Origin of the sequence: Sphingobacterium thalpophilum (genome assembly GCF_901482695.1) — a bacterium.
GTDB classification, from domain to species: Bacteria; Bacteroidota; Bacteroidia; order Sphingobacteriales; family Sphingobacteriaceae; genus Sphingobacterium; species Sphingobacterium thalpophilum.
On the sequence record NZ_LR590484.1, the window covers coordinates 1,294,106 to 1,309,895 of the forward strand.

The window sequence follows — 15,790 nt, forward strand, 5'->3', positions numbered from 1 at the left end:
AATAGTTTTTGTATCAAGGAGGCGAATTTATTTCCAGCCTCCGCCCAGGGCTTTATACAACAAAATCTGGTTCAGGGTATTCTCCTTCTCGAGCTCGACCTTCCCAATCTGTGCCTCCAGCGATTCGCGTTGTGCAGTAACCACATCCAATGAAGTGACCCGGCCTGCAATAAACAATTCCTGAGCCGCTTCGATGGAGCGCTCCAACGCCGTTACCCGCTCGTCTACATACGTACGGCGCCTGGCAATTGCTTCCTGCGTCATGATTACATTGGAAACTTCGTTATACGCGTTAATGACCGATTTTTCGTAGTCAATAAATGCAATACCATAATCTGCCTTTGCTACCTCGTATTGGGTCTTCAGTTGGCGTTGATTAAATATTGGCAGCGTAATACCGCCAAATAGATTATACGCTATCGATTTATCCAGATTGAATAATTTGTTAAAATGGAAACTTTGTAACCCGATAAAAGGGCTGATGGCAACAGAAGGTAAAAACGCTAAACGCGAAGCCTCCTGCTGATTTGACGAAGCGAGCATTTTCAGATAGGCTGCTTTGATATCCGGTCGCTGGTTGACCAGATCATCCGGTGTACCAAAACTCATGGCGTGATACAAGTTGGTATTCTCCGCATAAGTACTTCTGTTTATTGGCTGATAATAGCGCCCCAGCAAGCCGTTGATATGGTGCTCCCAAAGCGCAATCTCTTGGAGCAGCTGTTCCTTAGCCGATTTAGAAGTCGCCAACAGGGCCTTAAATTGTTGTACCGAGAGTTCGGTTGCATAACCTGCGTCTTTTTTGAGTTCGACCACTTCCAGCGCATTCTTATGTAGCTCAATATTACGGTTATAGACCTTAATTTTTTGATCCAGGGCCATCAGCTCGTAATACGCCGTGGCAATATTCGAGACCAGTTCGGTTTCAAGTAGACGTTTTCCTTCCTGTTCGGCCAAAAAACCAAAATATGCGGCCCGCTTCTGATTTTTTAGTTTTCCCCAGAGATCGATTTCCCAAGAAGAACGCAGCCCGATAAAATAATCAGGAATAAAGGGCTCAGGAAGTTTTTCATCACTTTTCAGGTTATCCGAAAAGTTGGAATCATAATTTCCAATTCCCGATTCGGTATAATGCCCATATTTTCGAATTCCACCTTCCACAGCTGCCTCTACAGTGGGCCCCAGCGCTGCTTTCCGTTGTTTAAAGTAAGCCTGCGCAGATTCAAGGCGTAGGATCGACTGCCGGATATCCATATTATTCCGCAGCGCTGAGTCGATCAGCGCAACTAAAAGAGGGTCCTTGAAAATCTCGCGCCAGGAGCGGCCACCGATATGGACACTGTCCGATATAGCCTTTTCTGAAAAAGCTGCAGGAGTAACAACTTTCTCCGGCGGAGCAGACTTTTTGGGGACCGCACAGCTGCCAAACATCATCAAGGCAGCAATCACAAGGGAAACCTGTTTGACTACCTGTTTTTTATTTTCTCTTTTTGAAAATAAAATCACGAGCCCCGGAATGACAATCACACCCAGAATTGTTCCGATAAGCATACCACCAACGGCAGCTGTACCAATGCTGCGATTTCCCAGAGCTCCCGCACCACTGGCCATCATAAGTGGGATCAACCCCGCGACAAAGGCAAAAGAAGTCATCAGAATAGGACGCAAACGGGCGACAGCACCTTCGATCGAGGCAGTGACAATATCCATACCCTGCTTGTATTTCAGATTGGCATACTCTACGATCAGAATGGCGTTTTTACCGAGCAAACCGATCAGCATGACCAACGCAACCTGTGCGTAGATATTGTTTTCCAGGCCAAATACTTTCAGGAAGATAAACGCACCAAATATACCTGCCGGAAGACAAAGGAGCACCGGCAAAGGCAATAAAAAGCTTTCGTACTGTGCGCATAACAACAGATACACAAACAATAGACATAAAGCGAAGATGTATAGCGCCTGATTGCCAGAAATTACCTGCTCCCGCGTCATTCCGGACCATTCAATACTATAGCCCTGCGGCAGCTCGGAAGCAATCCTCTCCACCTCTTCAATCGCTTGGCCCGAACTGAATCCCGGTGAAGACTGGCCTGTGATCATCGCCGAACTGAACATATTGTAACGCGTGATCTGCTCAGGTCCATAGATGCGCTCCATAGAAATAAACGCATTGTAGGGCACCATTTCTCCGGTTTCGTTTTTCACATATAGGCGGAGTACATCTTCGGGCCGTCTACGATATTCAGGCCCCGCCTGTACCATGACCTTATACATCTGCCCATACCGGATAAAGTTCGTTGCGTAAAGACTTCCCATGAGTGTTTGTAAGGTGTTCATGGCGTTTTCGACGGATATCCCTTTCTTGGCAGCCATGTCGTAATCTACTTTCAACATATACTGTGGAAAGTTAACGTCGAAGCTGGAACTGATATCCTGCAGAACTTCACTTCCCTCCATTTTGTCCATAAATTGCTGCAGCACTTCCGCCGTCTTGGTGAGGTCCTCATTGCCGCTACGGTCCAGTAAACGGAGCTCAAATCCAGAAGAGTTTCCAAATCCCGGAACTGTTGGCGGCGGGAAAAAGTCGATCTGGGCATCCGCAAAATCTTTGGTCTTCTCCCGTAATTCCCTGATGACATCGTCCACTGTCTGGCTGCGCTCCTTCCATGGTTTAAGGTTAATCATCCCCATACCGTAGGATGCACCGGACACCTCGGTAACAATGCTGTAACCTGAAAGCGTGGAGACTGTCTCAACCACATCCAGCTTCCGGGACACCGAATCGATCTTATCCAAAATACGTTCGGTTCGGTCTACTGTAGCTCCCGGTGGTGTCGTTACGGACACATAAATCATTCCCTGATCCTCAGTTGGAATAAAGCCCGACGGTAATATGGCACTACTGCCCCAGGTCGCCACAAAGAAACCTGCCAATAAAAGGAGCGTTAGCCCTCTCCGCGCACTTGTTTTTACTAAGAGGCCCTTATAGCCCGCCGCAGTTTTATCGTAGAGCAGGTTGAATTTTTTAAAGAATCGATCCAGCCAGTTGTTAGAAGGTTTACGGTCATGCGGTGACCTCAAAAACAGTGCACATAAAGCTGGTGTCAAGGTCAGTGCATTGATACCGGAGATGACAATGGCAGCAGCCAATGTCAATGAAAATTGCCTATAAAATATCCCCACAGGTCCTGAAAGAAAAGCCACAGGCACAAACACTGCCGACATGACGAGTGTGATAGCCACAACGGCTCCGCCGACCTCCTTCATCGCTTCTAAAGTGGCTTCCATCGGCTGTAAATGTTCCTCTTCCATCTTTGCATACACAGCCTCCACGACCACGATCCCATTATCCACCACAATACCGATGGCAAGTACCAGAGCGAAGAGCGTCAGCAAGTTGATAGAGAAACCCAACATCTGCATGAAAAATAAGGCGCCGATCAGACAGACCGGAACAGCCAAAATCGGAATTACCGTCGCCCTGAAATCCTGTAAAAAGATAAACACGACAATGAACACCAATAGGAATGCCTCCAACAAGGTCTTGATCACCGATGAAATAGACGCATCCAAAAACCGCGAGACATCATATCCCATGGTATAGGTCATCCCTGCCGGGAAAGTTGTTTCCTTCAGTTCGGCCATACGGTCTTTGACCCGTTGAATAACCTCCTGCGCATTGGAGCCAGGCAACTGCTTCAGCATGATTGATGCCGAAGGCCGTCCGTCCGTCTTGGACACCATTTCATAATCCAGCGAACCGAATTCTACATCTGCAATATCCTTGATACGGATAATGGAGCCGTTTGAATTAGCTCTTATCGGGATATTCGCGTATTCATCTATTTCTGTAAACTTACCGGGATAGCGCAATACATATTGCTGCATATTCCGCATTTTATCCGAGCTGATCCCTGTTTGTCCGGGCGCGGCCTCAATATTCTGCTTGCGCAACGAAGCAACAACGTCTTCCGTAGAGATATTATATGCGGCCATCCGGTCTGGTTTTACCCATATGCGCATCGCATAGTCTCGCATGCCCATGATCTGCGCACGGCCCACTCCTTCAATACGTTTCAGCTCTTTCAGGATATTGATATCCGTGAAATTATATATAAAGCGTTCGTCTGCCGTTTCATCATCGGTATACACATTGAGATACATCAGCATGGAATTCACTTCCTTCTCGGTGGTGACACCAGCTTTGATAACCTCCTCGGGCAGCTCATCCAGAACGGTCGTTACCCTGTTCTGTACGTTCACGGCCGCAATATCCGGGTCTGTTCCAACTTCAAAAAAGATCTGGATAACAGTACTACCATTATTGGTCGACACCGAAGTCATATAGGTCATCCCCGCAACACCGTTGATGGCCTTCTCCAGAGGAATGGCAACGGCATTGGTACTTACCTCGGCGTTCGCACCGGTATAATTGGCATTTACAACCACTGATGGAGGTACAATATCCGGAAACTGCGTAATGGGCAGGGTGAATAATGCTAGTAATCCAAGTAGTGTGATAAACACCGAAATGACCAACGATAATATCGGTCTCCTTATAAATGTTTCAAACATAATTTATCCTCCGCTACAGCTTCCTCAATTTTGGGTTAATCTTCATGCCATTACGCAAATTCTGCACGCCCTCGTAGACCACCTTGACATTGGGATCCAGGCCACCTTCGACAATATAGTAATGTCCAACCCGCGATCCGGCTACAAAAGGTGTCATTTTAACCGTGCTATCGGACTGCATGGTATAGACGTAGGTCTTGTCCTGAATTTCAAATACGGATTTTTGGTGTACAAAGGTATGCTGTCCGGTTTCCATAGGGACCGCAATTTTTCCTGTTGCCCCATGCTTTAAGATATGTTCAGCATTGGGGAACTGTACCCGTAATGAAATCGATCCGGTATTTGCTTCAAATTCACTTTCGACAATGTGAGCGACCCCTTCATGTGGATATAAAGCACCGTTCGCCAGAATTAATTTCACGGTCTTCTTGGTGTCCTTACCGTTCAGTTTGTCCTGCATCATGGTCAGGTATTCGCGTTCGGAGATATCAAAATACACATTGACCTGACTGAGGTCCGAAATGGTGGTAATAAGACTTCCTTCCGTTAGCAAAGAGCCTTCCTTCAATAATATACGGTCAATGCGGCCATCAAATGGAGCATGGATCACGGTATAGTCCAATTTGGTCTGGGCTTGATTGACGAGCGCCCGTGCCTCTTCAATTTTCGAATTCGCAGCCTTTAACTGTATCTTCAGCAGATTATACTCTGAAGGGCTCACAATATTTTTATCCACCAACTTCTGGGTCCGTTCCATCTCCAGCTTTATTTTCTGAGCCTCAGCAATGGAATTATCATACTGCGCCTTGGCCTTTGCCAGCTCAGCACGGTACTCTTCGTTGTTGTATTTGAACAGCACCTGGCCTTTTTTCACCCAGGCTCCCTCATCCACATAGATTTTGTCAAGGAATCCGTTCAGTTTGGAGCGCACCTCCACATTTTTAAACGCCTGTATATCCGCAATGTATTCTTGATACACAGTTGTATCCATAACAATCAGCGGCGTAACCGGTATGTTTTTAATTTCTTCTTTTTGATCAGCATTAGCGTTGGAGGAGCGGCATGAAGCCAGCGAACCTACCGTACCCAACAAAAGGCACAATGCAAGTAATTTCTTCATAAAACGATAAAAAATGTAAATGTTAAATGGAATGAGATCTAAAAGCGCCCCATAACCATAGGGCCCAAAGCCAATTGTGCTGTAAACCATCCGGAAAAAGCACAGCGGATTTTAGACGTCAGCAGGAAGATAAGAGACTGTAGCTAGAATGGCCTGAACCGATAGAGAAAACGGTAATAGCCGGGTAGACAAAGCGTCTTGGAGCGGTAAAATGGGTGAACTTTATCCTTCGAAAAACAGAAGGCTGTGAATAAAATCCCAAAGATAAAGATGAAGACCGACAGCACCTGATTGTTAAGCGAAAAGATACGGTAGTCGTCCTGCAGCAGTACTTTCTCCTCCGGAGAAGAGTGAATAGGTTCTAAATCCAGTATATCATCAAGAAAATATTCTACGATCGTCTCACCCGCATGCAATACCTGACCCGTCGCGGATGAAAAAGATTCATACGTCAGCAGGTTGAGGTAAGCAAAGAGTGTAAAATAATAGAATAATTTACCTAGCATATCGAATTTTTGCACCACAAAGATAGGATTTTAGAACACCAACAGTGTGGTATTCATGTAAAAAAACCATGACAGCCACAAAATTGCTGTCATGGTTTGTCGTGGATTTAGCCGATGTACCGCTTCTTTTCACATGTCTATTTTTACCACAACCGGAAAATGGTCCGAGGGAAGTCTGGTTTCATACTGCTTAAAAGAAAGCTCTTTGGGGAAGTCTCCCTTCTTCACCTCTTGCTGATCCTCTTTCGGGCTCCGGTAAGACTCAGTTAATACAGCATAATGTCTCACCTTGATGCTTGGGGTGACAAACACATGGTCTATCCGGCTGTCCGTCCAAAGGTTATTATCAAAAGCATTAAATGTACCGTTCCAAGCCAACTTGCTTGGGGCAAGTGCGTAGCTATCACGGATAAAACCCGATTGCTGCAAGGTGGAATAGATTGTATTATGCTGATCTACGTTAAAATCTCCGGTCAAGATCGCACGGTCATTTTTGGCCAGTTCCCGCATTTTGTTCACGACCAATTTACTGCTTTCCTCTCTCGCCTGAATCCCCACGTGATCCATATGCAGATTAAAGTACCATAACTTCTGTCCTGACCGGATGTGCTCCAGCTGCACCCAGGTACAGATCCGCGGCAGAGCAGCATCCCAGCCTTTTGACGGTTGCCCGGGGGATTGTGAAAGCCAGAAGACCCCAGTTTTCAATTTTCGGAACTTGTCTTTCTTAAAAAAGATCGGAGCAAACTCACCGGCTACTTTGCCGTCATCCCGGCCTACTCCCACATAGTCATACGCAGGGAGCGATTTTTTGAGATCCTCAAGCTGCGACGCCAACACCTCCTGCGCGCCAAAGACGTCATAATCCACAAAATCAATTAATGAGGCTATGACAGGAAGACGTTGCTCCCAGCCGTTTCCAGCCTGCCGGTCGCCTGCATTATCGTAGCGGATGTTATAGCTGCCAATCGTAAGATGCAATCTGTCCTGAGCAAATCCCGCTGCCTGCCATAAGGAAATCAAACAGCAGCACAAAAAAGTAAGTACATTTTGTCGTCTCATTGTTCAGCTTACTTTATTTTATCATTACTAAAGGAATAGGGTGCGTCTTCCTTCCGGATACCACGTTTTGTATTGGGCTCATCGCTCATCGTGAAATCTAGATCTGCGCCTTTCAGTAAATCCGCATAGCGGATATAGTTTTTCTCATACAGCTTACCGTCCCAACGGAGCTGATCCACATATACACGATCGGTGCCTTGACCATTCGCGCGAATATGGACCTGTTTGCCGTTTTCTAGTTTCAATGTCACTTTGTCAAACTGGGGGGAACCAATTACGTATTCGCCAGATCCGGGCGCAACGGGGTAGAATCCCAACGAAGAGAACACATACCAAGCTGATGTCTGCCCATTGTCCTCATCACCACAGTAACCATCAGGCGTCGGAAGGTATAACTTATCCATAATCTTCCGTACCCAATATTGCGCTTTCCAAGGCTGGCCCGCGTAGTTATAAAGGTAGGGCATATGCTGAATCGGCTGATTACCATGCGCGTATTGTCCCATGTTCATCACCTGCATTTCCCGCATTTCGTGAATCATGCTCCGGCTTTTCATGCCCTCATAACTTGGAATAACAAACACGGTATCCAGCATGGCAACGAAAGATTTGTTTCCGCCCATCAGGTCAATGAGCCCCTGTGGATCATGAAATACACAAAAGCTCCAATGCCAGGCATTTCCTTCTGTATATTCCCGGGACCATGCGCTGGGATCAAAGTTAGCCACCAATGAGCCGTCGGAATTTTTACCACGCATCAGCTTTGTGGTAGGATCAAAAAGATTTCGGTAATTCAACGCTCGCTGAGCGTAGATCGCTGTCTCCGATTTGGGTTTGCCCAGGGCTTTTCCATAGGTGTATATACACCAGTCATTGTAAGCATATTCCAGTGAGCGGGCCACATTCTGATCCACTTTTACATCGGCAGGGATATACCCCAGTTTGTTATAATATTCATAACCAAAACGGCCGGTAGAAGAATGTTCCGGATAAGCATGGTGGGCTCCGTGTTTCAACGCTTCCCATAGCAGCTCCTTGTCATATCCCTTGCGGCTGGTGATCAGCGCATCGGCGACAACCGAGGCCGAGTTATTGCCAATCATAGAAGCGCGATGTCCGGGTGACGCCCATTCAGGAAGGAATCCGCTTTCTTTGTACGCATTGACTAAGCCCTCCTGCATACGGTCATTCATGGACGGATATAATAAATTGAGCAGAGGAAACAAGCTTCGGAACGTATCCCAGAAACCGGTATCCGTAAACATCTCGCCCGGCAGTACCTGTCCGTTATAGGGGCTGTAGTGCATACGGTTTCCGGAAGCGTCGATCTCAGAAAAATCCCGTGGAAACAAGGTCGAACGGTATAGACAGGAATAGAAAGTACGCAGCCGGTCTATGTTGTGATCTTCAATCTGAATACGTCCCAGGACCTCATTCCACTGCGCTCTCCCTTCACGGACGACCTCCTCAAACGTTTTGTTTTCTACTTCGTTCAAATTACGTTCCGCCTGCTCAAAACTGATAAATGAGGATGCAACCCTAGCCATGACCTTGTCTCCTCTTTTTAATGCCCGAAACCCAACTATTGCACCGGCGTGATTATCTTGGATTTCAAGTTCATTACCTTTGATTTGCCCGCTTTTTACACCCGTAGAGTACGAAAAAGGCTGGTCAAAGGTGATCACAAAATAATTTTTGAAATTGTCGGGAACACCACCGCTATTTTTTGTCGAATAACCGATGATCTTATTTTCCTGTGGAATCACCTTGATATAGGAACCTTTATCAAAGGCATCGATAATGACATAGGCACTGTCGGTTTTAGGAAAAGTGAACTGGAAGATAGCGGCCCGCTGTGTAGGACTAAGTTCGGTGGTCACATCATGATCGGCCAGATAAACGCTGTAATAGTAAGGCTTGGCCACCTCTGCCTTATGTGAAAACCAGCTAGCGCGCTTCTCCTGGTCAAATTCGGGTCTACCTGTTACTGGCATTAATGAAAACTGGCCATAATCATTATTCCAGGGACTGGGCTGATGGGTCTGTTTAAATCCTTTGATTTTATCGGCGGTATAGGTATATACCCAGCCGTCCCCCATGTTACCGGTCTGTGGTGTCCAAAAGTTCATTCCCCAGGGGCGTGCAATCGCAGGATAGGTATTCCCGTTGGACAATTCATATTTGGACTCGGTTCCGATCAGTGGGTTCACATAATCTACAGGAGATACTTGCTGTGCCTTCCCGGCGCAGGCGAGCAGCAACAAAAGGACTCCTCCACTTAATTTTTTAATATTGAACATATCTGTTTATTTGGTTGACACAATTCCTTCGGAGCTAAAAAGCTAAAACGAATTAGTAAATATAGACAAGAATTTTAAAAGGTGGGCAAAATTCAGGATATCTTCACAAGATGGTTACAAAAAAATCCCACAGCCAAACATAAGATTGATTGTGGGACTTTCTGTTATCAGGAAAATTACCAGCCGGGATTTTGTCCCAACGAAGGAGATTTCTGAAGTTCTGAATTCAAAATAGGAAATAAATAATGTTTAGGGGCTTCAAATACCCGACTTTCGACAAAGAAACGCTCCATCCGATACCTTTTGTCACCTATCTGTATCTTACCGTTTGCATCCTCAACAGGTCGCATTCCATTGATCATATTCTGCAGTTTAGGATAAGAACTATTGTATGTTTTCCAATAATTTATACTCCTTTCGCTGTTTGAACTACCAGAAGCGGTGAAACGCTCATACTTCGCTTTTTCCGTCGAACTGCTGGGTTCAAGGTACAGTCTACTATCAAAAGCTCGCTTATTTTCGTAGAAAAATTCCACTCTTCTTTCCCTGTAGATATACTCCCGCATTAAATTTTTGTCACCAAGCGTACTCTTTGGCATCGGGACCATGAAGGATCTTGATCTCACCTGATTGATTAGATCATAAATCTCTTGGGTCGGTCCATCGAGCTCATTTACCGCTTCGGCATAGATGTAAATAAAGTCAGGCAAACGCCAAACGGGTGGAGCACTAATAATAACGCTACCATTCTTATTCCAAGCCTCCTGTAGAAACTTTCTTAAGTAATAACCGGTACGGGTTGCATTATTTGCGCCGATTTGGTCAGCTCCACTGGCCACATTCGTTTGCGAAGGATTATTATTTCCACCCCGGAATGCCGCCCCATGAAATATAATATCACGATAAAATCGCGGATCTCTTTTTACAGAAACGTATGGATTTGCATCGTCATAACCATCTTGTTTAGCTTTGACACTATAGATTGGATAGCCATAACCATCAGGAGATATATATTCATATTCATCCACTTGCTCTTGGACTGGCATTTGGCGTGCTCCGCCTCCTCGGCTAGGAGGATAGACATCGCCAAACCAACCTTCACCTTTATAACGCGTAAAAAAGAGTACATACTCGCTTTTAAAGGCTTCCATATCGTAAAACATTTGCCAAAGCCGAGTATATACCGTAGAGTTACTTGTATTCTGACCGCCGCTGTCTCCAAAATCTGAAGCTGAATATTTCTGATAAAGACTATAACGCTTTCCGCCGGAAACAGTAAAATCTAAAACCGCTTTCGCAGCTTCCTTAGCTTTGACCCAACGCTGAGGATCGGCAGTTGCATATTCGGCTTCGAACTTGCGGCTCCCGTTATAACCCTTAGCAGCGGCACCATTCCAAAGAGGAGTTGCTCCGATCCAACGTGCTTCAGCTATCAATCCAAGACAGGCACCTTTATCAATACGTCCAAAATTCTGTCCCTCCCATTTTTCTGGTACAGCGTTGTAGGCTAAAGTCGCATCAGCCACAATTTTTTCTATAACCCTATGTACAGATTCCCGTTCAAAATTCATGTTCTCAGTTGCTGTTATGACATGATCGATATAGGGTACCTCACCATAAATTCGTACAGCCATTAGATGGAAATAAGCCCTTAAGAAATACACTTCCCCTATGCGCATAGGTAGCGACCCTGGCTCCAAAATATCGTCGGGTGTATTATATTTTTTTATTCCTTCCAGGATAACATTTGTTCGACGGATTCCATCATACATACTGTTCCAGAACTGGCCATTATCACCAGGTAATTCATTGATATTCCAATCACCGGTATTATAACGGTTAGTAATGTTGCCTTCAACGGTTGATCCTTCCGCTTCATCTGTTATAGCTGCACTTGAAAAATGATAAAACCAAGAAATCGGCTGATTGACTCCCTTCGCTTTCGCATATACATCCGTTACAAGCTGATTGACTTTCTCATACCGCGTAAAAACCTCATCTTCACGAATCTGATCATCCGGTAGCTTGTCTAAATACTTGTTACAACTAGTGATTGCCAATGCAAGACAAGTGGCTATAAATAAAACATATTTTTTCATTTTTAAAAGATTCATAAAGGTTAAAAATTAAGGTTTATCCCAAAATTATACACTTTTAAGATCGGATACCAGTACCCACTGGTATTTCCCATTTCGGGATCAATGCTCAAATCTTTAAGCCCAGACCATGTAAATAGATTCATTCCTTGCGCATAAACACGCAATTGATTCAGACCTATTTTCTTAATCAAGTCTTTTGGAAGATTATAACCAATTTCAATATTTTTAAGCCGCAAATATTTTGCGTCGTATAAGAATAAGCTACTATTACTGTTTTTGTTATTCTCCGAATTACCGATATGCAAAGCTGGATAGGTCGCTGTCGTCGCAGTTTCCGGAGTCCATCGTCCCATGTGCAGTGGTCTCACTGAACCCAGCTTATCTTGATCAAAAGTCGGGAAATCCCATACAGCCGCATCTTTCAATAAAATGGATGAGTTTAACGCTCCTTGAAATAAAAGACTAAAATCGAATCCCTTATATTGTAAAGACATAGGTAGTCCAAACTGAATTTCCGGGCTCCTTGGGTTTCCCATGACAGTCCGATCACCCAGGTCAGTGATCTTGCCATCTCCATTTAAATCTTTATAAACCACGTCCCCGGGGCCTACAATTCCCCAAGGCTGAAAATTACTTTGATTTAACTGGTCTGCCTCGGCTTGATCCTTCACAAAATGATCAAAGACGTACACAAAGTTCTCATATAATCGCTTGCCAGTAGCTTGTCGATATTCGTATTGACGTGGCACCTCTTGCCTATAGACCAGTTTGTTTCGCGAAAAGGTAAAATTAGGCTTTAAAAAAAATCTCAAATGGTCTCCTATCATGTCGGAATAAGTCATTTCAATGTCGATACCACGATTACGTACCTTCCCGATGTTGATGAGTGGTGATCCTTTGCCAACCACCCCCGGGAATCCAATATCGTCGCTACCAAGCTCGGTAATGATATCATAACGATAGTCTTCAAACACATCAACACTGAAATTCATCTTGTTATTTATTAATCCCATATCGAGACCAATGTTAGTTTTCCTAGACTTCTCCCAAGTGATGTTCTCATTCGCTAAACGCCCTTCCCGGAGTCCACTTTGCCCATTGTTAAAGTTCTGTTCTCCAAAGCTGTAGCCATCTCCTCCCTGAAAAAAAGCGAGGTATCCGAACCGCGCATCACCGGGCATTTTGTCATTTCCAACAAGTCCCATGGATGCTCTCAGTTTCAGAAAGCTGAGCCAATCTTTGGTGCCGTCCATGAATTTTTCTTTACTTATCACCCATCCCAATGCTCCTGCAGGAAAAAAGCCATACCGCTTACCTTCAATAAAATTTTCAGATCCATTGTATCCGAAATTGAACTCAGCCAAATATTTCTCCAGATAATTGTAAGTGAATTGCCCCGTCATGCCTTGATACCGGATATCTACACTGGCTCTCGAATTTCCAGCATCATACACAGATTGGCTCGATCGATTGAATAATAACATTCCAGTGACTTGGTGCTTCTCATTGAATAGACGATTATAGTTTATTTTTGCTTGCAAAAAAGTTCTATTAAAAGGACTACTCTGCGTAAAATTGTTGCCTACGGTTTGGTCAACGGTGTATTTATTCCCATTGGTATATGTACCCTCATAATGTCCCGGATTCATAAAAATATCTATACCATTGGTAGGTTGGAAAGTCGCATAATTGGGGTACACCCTGTAACCTTCACTATATGTTCCCAATTCACGTCTCACCCACTGCTGTTCCTTCGCATCATAGGAAAACACTCCGTCAACAGAAAGGCCTTTTGTGATAAAATCCATATTCCAACCAACAGCAAAACTGCCCTCTAAATAGGTATTTTTCTCTGTATGATAACCAGATCTGGTCAATTCGCCCAGAACGTTGAAACGATAGATTTGGTTACCAAACAATAAACCTGAAGGATTGTTTAGCAAATATTGCTGTGTGGATGGTTGGTTGTTGGGATCCAACACGATGGGTAAATATGGAGGCTGAGTCATGGCTAAGGTCATTAATCTACCCGCCGAAGTGCCCGGGGAGGTACGGTTCGTGATCCGTGCCCCGAGATTTAATTTTACCCATAGGTTTTTTGTAATATTAACATCAATATTTGATCTAAAATTATAGCGTTGAAATTTAGGCGCTACACTATATTTCGATAAATCGACATGATCATAATTATTATCTTGCCCCATATAACCGCCCATAACGAAATACTTAGCAATTTCGTTACCTCCACGTATAGATAGGTTATATTCATGCTGAGGTGCAGTTCTAAAAATGTAATCGAAATAATCCCAGTTATACCCGAGACCATCTGAGTTATCTCCCTTGGCCTTTCTGAAACTATCAATAGCCTCAGGACTAAATAACTTCAGGTTATCAACATTCCCACCAGATAGCTTTGCATCATTAATTAACGCTTCATTATAAAGTGTAGCATAATCAGCAGATCCAAGCAGCTCTGGTAATTGGGCTGGAGTATTCAATCCGTATGACGCCTTAAAATCGACTGTAGCCTTATCCGCTGATTGCCCGCGTTTTGTCGTTACAACAATTACACCATTTGCACCACGAATACCATAGGGAGCTGTCGCCGCCGCATCCTTCAGTATAGAAACGGTCTCTATTTCATCTGGAGCCAGATAGCTCATATCCCGCTCGATCCCATCAACAATAATAATTGGAGATTGATTGCCGTAAGTAGATTTACCTCGAATAAAAAGCTCAGAGCGGTCCACTCCCGGCTCCCCACCTGCATATTGGTTGACAACCAACCCCGGCAATCGCCCGGCCAACATATTATTAATGTTAGCAGCAGGACTTTGCACTAGATCTTTTGTTGTAATCGTGGCAACTGCACCGACAACATTTTTCTTTTTTTGCGTTGTATACCCCACCACGACAACATCCTCCAACGCTCTTACATCTTCAACAAGGCTTACTGTTATTGTTGTTCGGCCCGCTAATTCAATTTGCTGTGGCTGAAATCCGATATAGGAAAACGTTAGAACCGCATCCTTATAAGGTACTTCAATGCGATACTTGCCGGCCGCGTCCGTCTTGGTGGATTTGCCAAGACCTTTTACAACCACGCTGACACCCTGCAATACCTTTCCTGTTGAATTATTGGTGACGGTTCCCTCAATGACGATTTTCTCCTGTTTCGCGTAAATGGGATCCGAAGGGCTCCTCAGTTCGGCTTGCAAATAAGGACTACAAACCGAAAGAGTAAGAAATAATGGAATTACCTTTCTTTTCATAAATAAAAAAATTTATTCTTGGTTTTACTAATACAACAATTGGTCAGCGGGCCCATTTCAAAACATAGGAATATGTTCTGAAAAAGAATTTCCACTTAAAAAACTAATTCGTTTTAGTAAAAGTAAAAAGAAAGAAGCGAGAAACTTGTTAATCGATCGTTAATGACAATTATCCGAATTGACTTCTAAGATAAACCCTACTTTGTAAACTGTCTTGATGGCGACGTACCGCGATCTTTTCAGCATCTTCCTGATCTTACAGATAAAGACATCGAGACTACGCCCAAGAAAATAATCATTTTCGCCCCAAAGCGCCATGAGAATCTCTTCTCTCTTAAGAAGTATATTGGGTTTGTTCAAAAGAAAACTCCACAGTTCAAATTCCCGAGGCGAGACTAGCTGCCGAGATTTGTCTTGAAACTCGATAGCCAATAAATTATAATCTAGTTTTATATCACCCACATTTAAAGATTTATGCGAGTAAACATCATGCTTGACGACGTAATTACGCAATTTAAGAACGAGTTCCTCTACATCAAAAGGTTTTGTAATATAATCGTTTCCACCTAAACGTAGCCCCCTCAAACGGTCAATCTTTGACAAACGTGCCGTCAGGAACAGGAAATATTGGTTTCTATTTATCTGAGAAATGTATTCTACAAATTGGAATCCGTCCCAATTGGGCAATTGTATATCGACTATTAAAATGCCAAACTTATTTACCTCATATTGACTCATACCATCTTCGGCTGATATAACATGAGTAACTTCAAATCCACTATTTGACAGATAATCCCCTAGCATGGTTGCCAAATCAATATCGTCCTCAATCAATAATATATGGTCATACATT

8 protein-coding genes are annotated in these 15,790 nt (G+C 44.1%); all 8 read right to left on the minus strand.

Going from position 1 to position 15,790, the window contains the following annotated elements; genetic code table 11:
- Window positions 1-27: 27 nt before the first annotated feature.
- Window positions 28-4,578, minus strand: coding sequence for an efflux RND transporter permease subunit (locus FGL37_RS05710; protein ID WP_028070778.1), 4,551 nt, complete (start codon window positions 4,576-4,578; stop codon window positions 28-30).
- A gap of 13 nt (window positions 4,579-4,591) precedes the next feature.
- The gene (locus FGL37_RS05715; protein WP_028070779.1) at window positions 4,592-5,698 is read right to left on the minus strand and encodes an efflux RND transporter periplasmic adaptor subunit; all 1,107 of its coding nucleotides are present in this window, start codon (window positions 5,696-5,698) and stop codon (window positions 4,592-4,594) included.
- Between the two features lie 143 nt (window positions 5,699-5,841).
- Entirely contained in the window at window positions 5,842-6,204 is a 363-nt protein-coding gene (locus FGL37_RS05720; RefSeq protein ID WP_028070780.1) for a hypothetical protein, read from the minus strand.
- A gap of 129 nt (window positions 6,205-6,333) precedes the next feature.
- The gene (locus FGL37_RS05725; RefSeq protein WP_028070781.1) at window positions 6,334-7,266 is read right to left on the minus strand and encodes an endonuclease/exonuclease/phosphatase family protein; all 933 of its coding nucleotides are present in this window, start codon (window positions 7,264-7,266) and stop codon (window positions 6,334-6,336) included.
- A gap of 8 nt (window positions 7,267-7,274) precedes the next feature.
- A complete protein-coding gene (locus FGL37_RS05730) occupies window positions 7,275-9,566 on the minus strand; it encodes a GH92 family glycosyl hydrolase (protein ID WP_081817917.1) in 2,292 nt (763 codons plus the stop codon).
- A gap of 176 nt (window positions 9,567-9,742) precedes the next feature.
- Window positions 9,743-11,680, minus strand: coding sequence for a RagB/SusD family nutrient uptake outer membrane protein (locus tag FGL37_RS05735; RefSeq protein ID WP_197734451.1), 1,938 nt, complete (start codon window positions 11,678-11,680; stop codon window positions 9,743-9,745).
- Between the two features lie 5 nt (window positions 11,681-11,685).
- A complete protein-coding gene (locus FGL37_RS05740) occupies window positions 11,686-14,937 on the minus strand; it encodes a SusC/RagA family TonB-linked outer membrane protein (protein ID WP_028070784.1) in 3,252 nt (1,083 codons plus the stop codon).
- A 159-nt stretch (window positions 14,938-15,096) separates the two neighbouring features.
- Window positions 15,097-15,789, minus strand: a complete 693-nt coding sequence (locus tag FGL37_RS05745) for a response regulator transcription factor (RefSeq protein ID WP_028070785.1) — start codon at window positions 15,787-15,789, stop codon at window positions 15,097-15,099.
- Between the last annotated feature and the right edge of the window lies 1 nt (window position 15,790).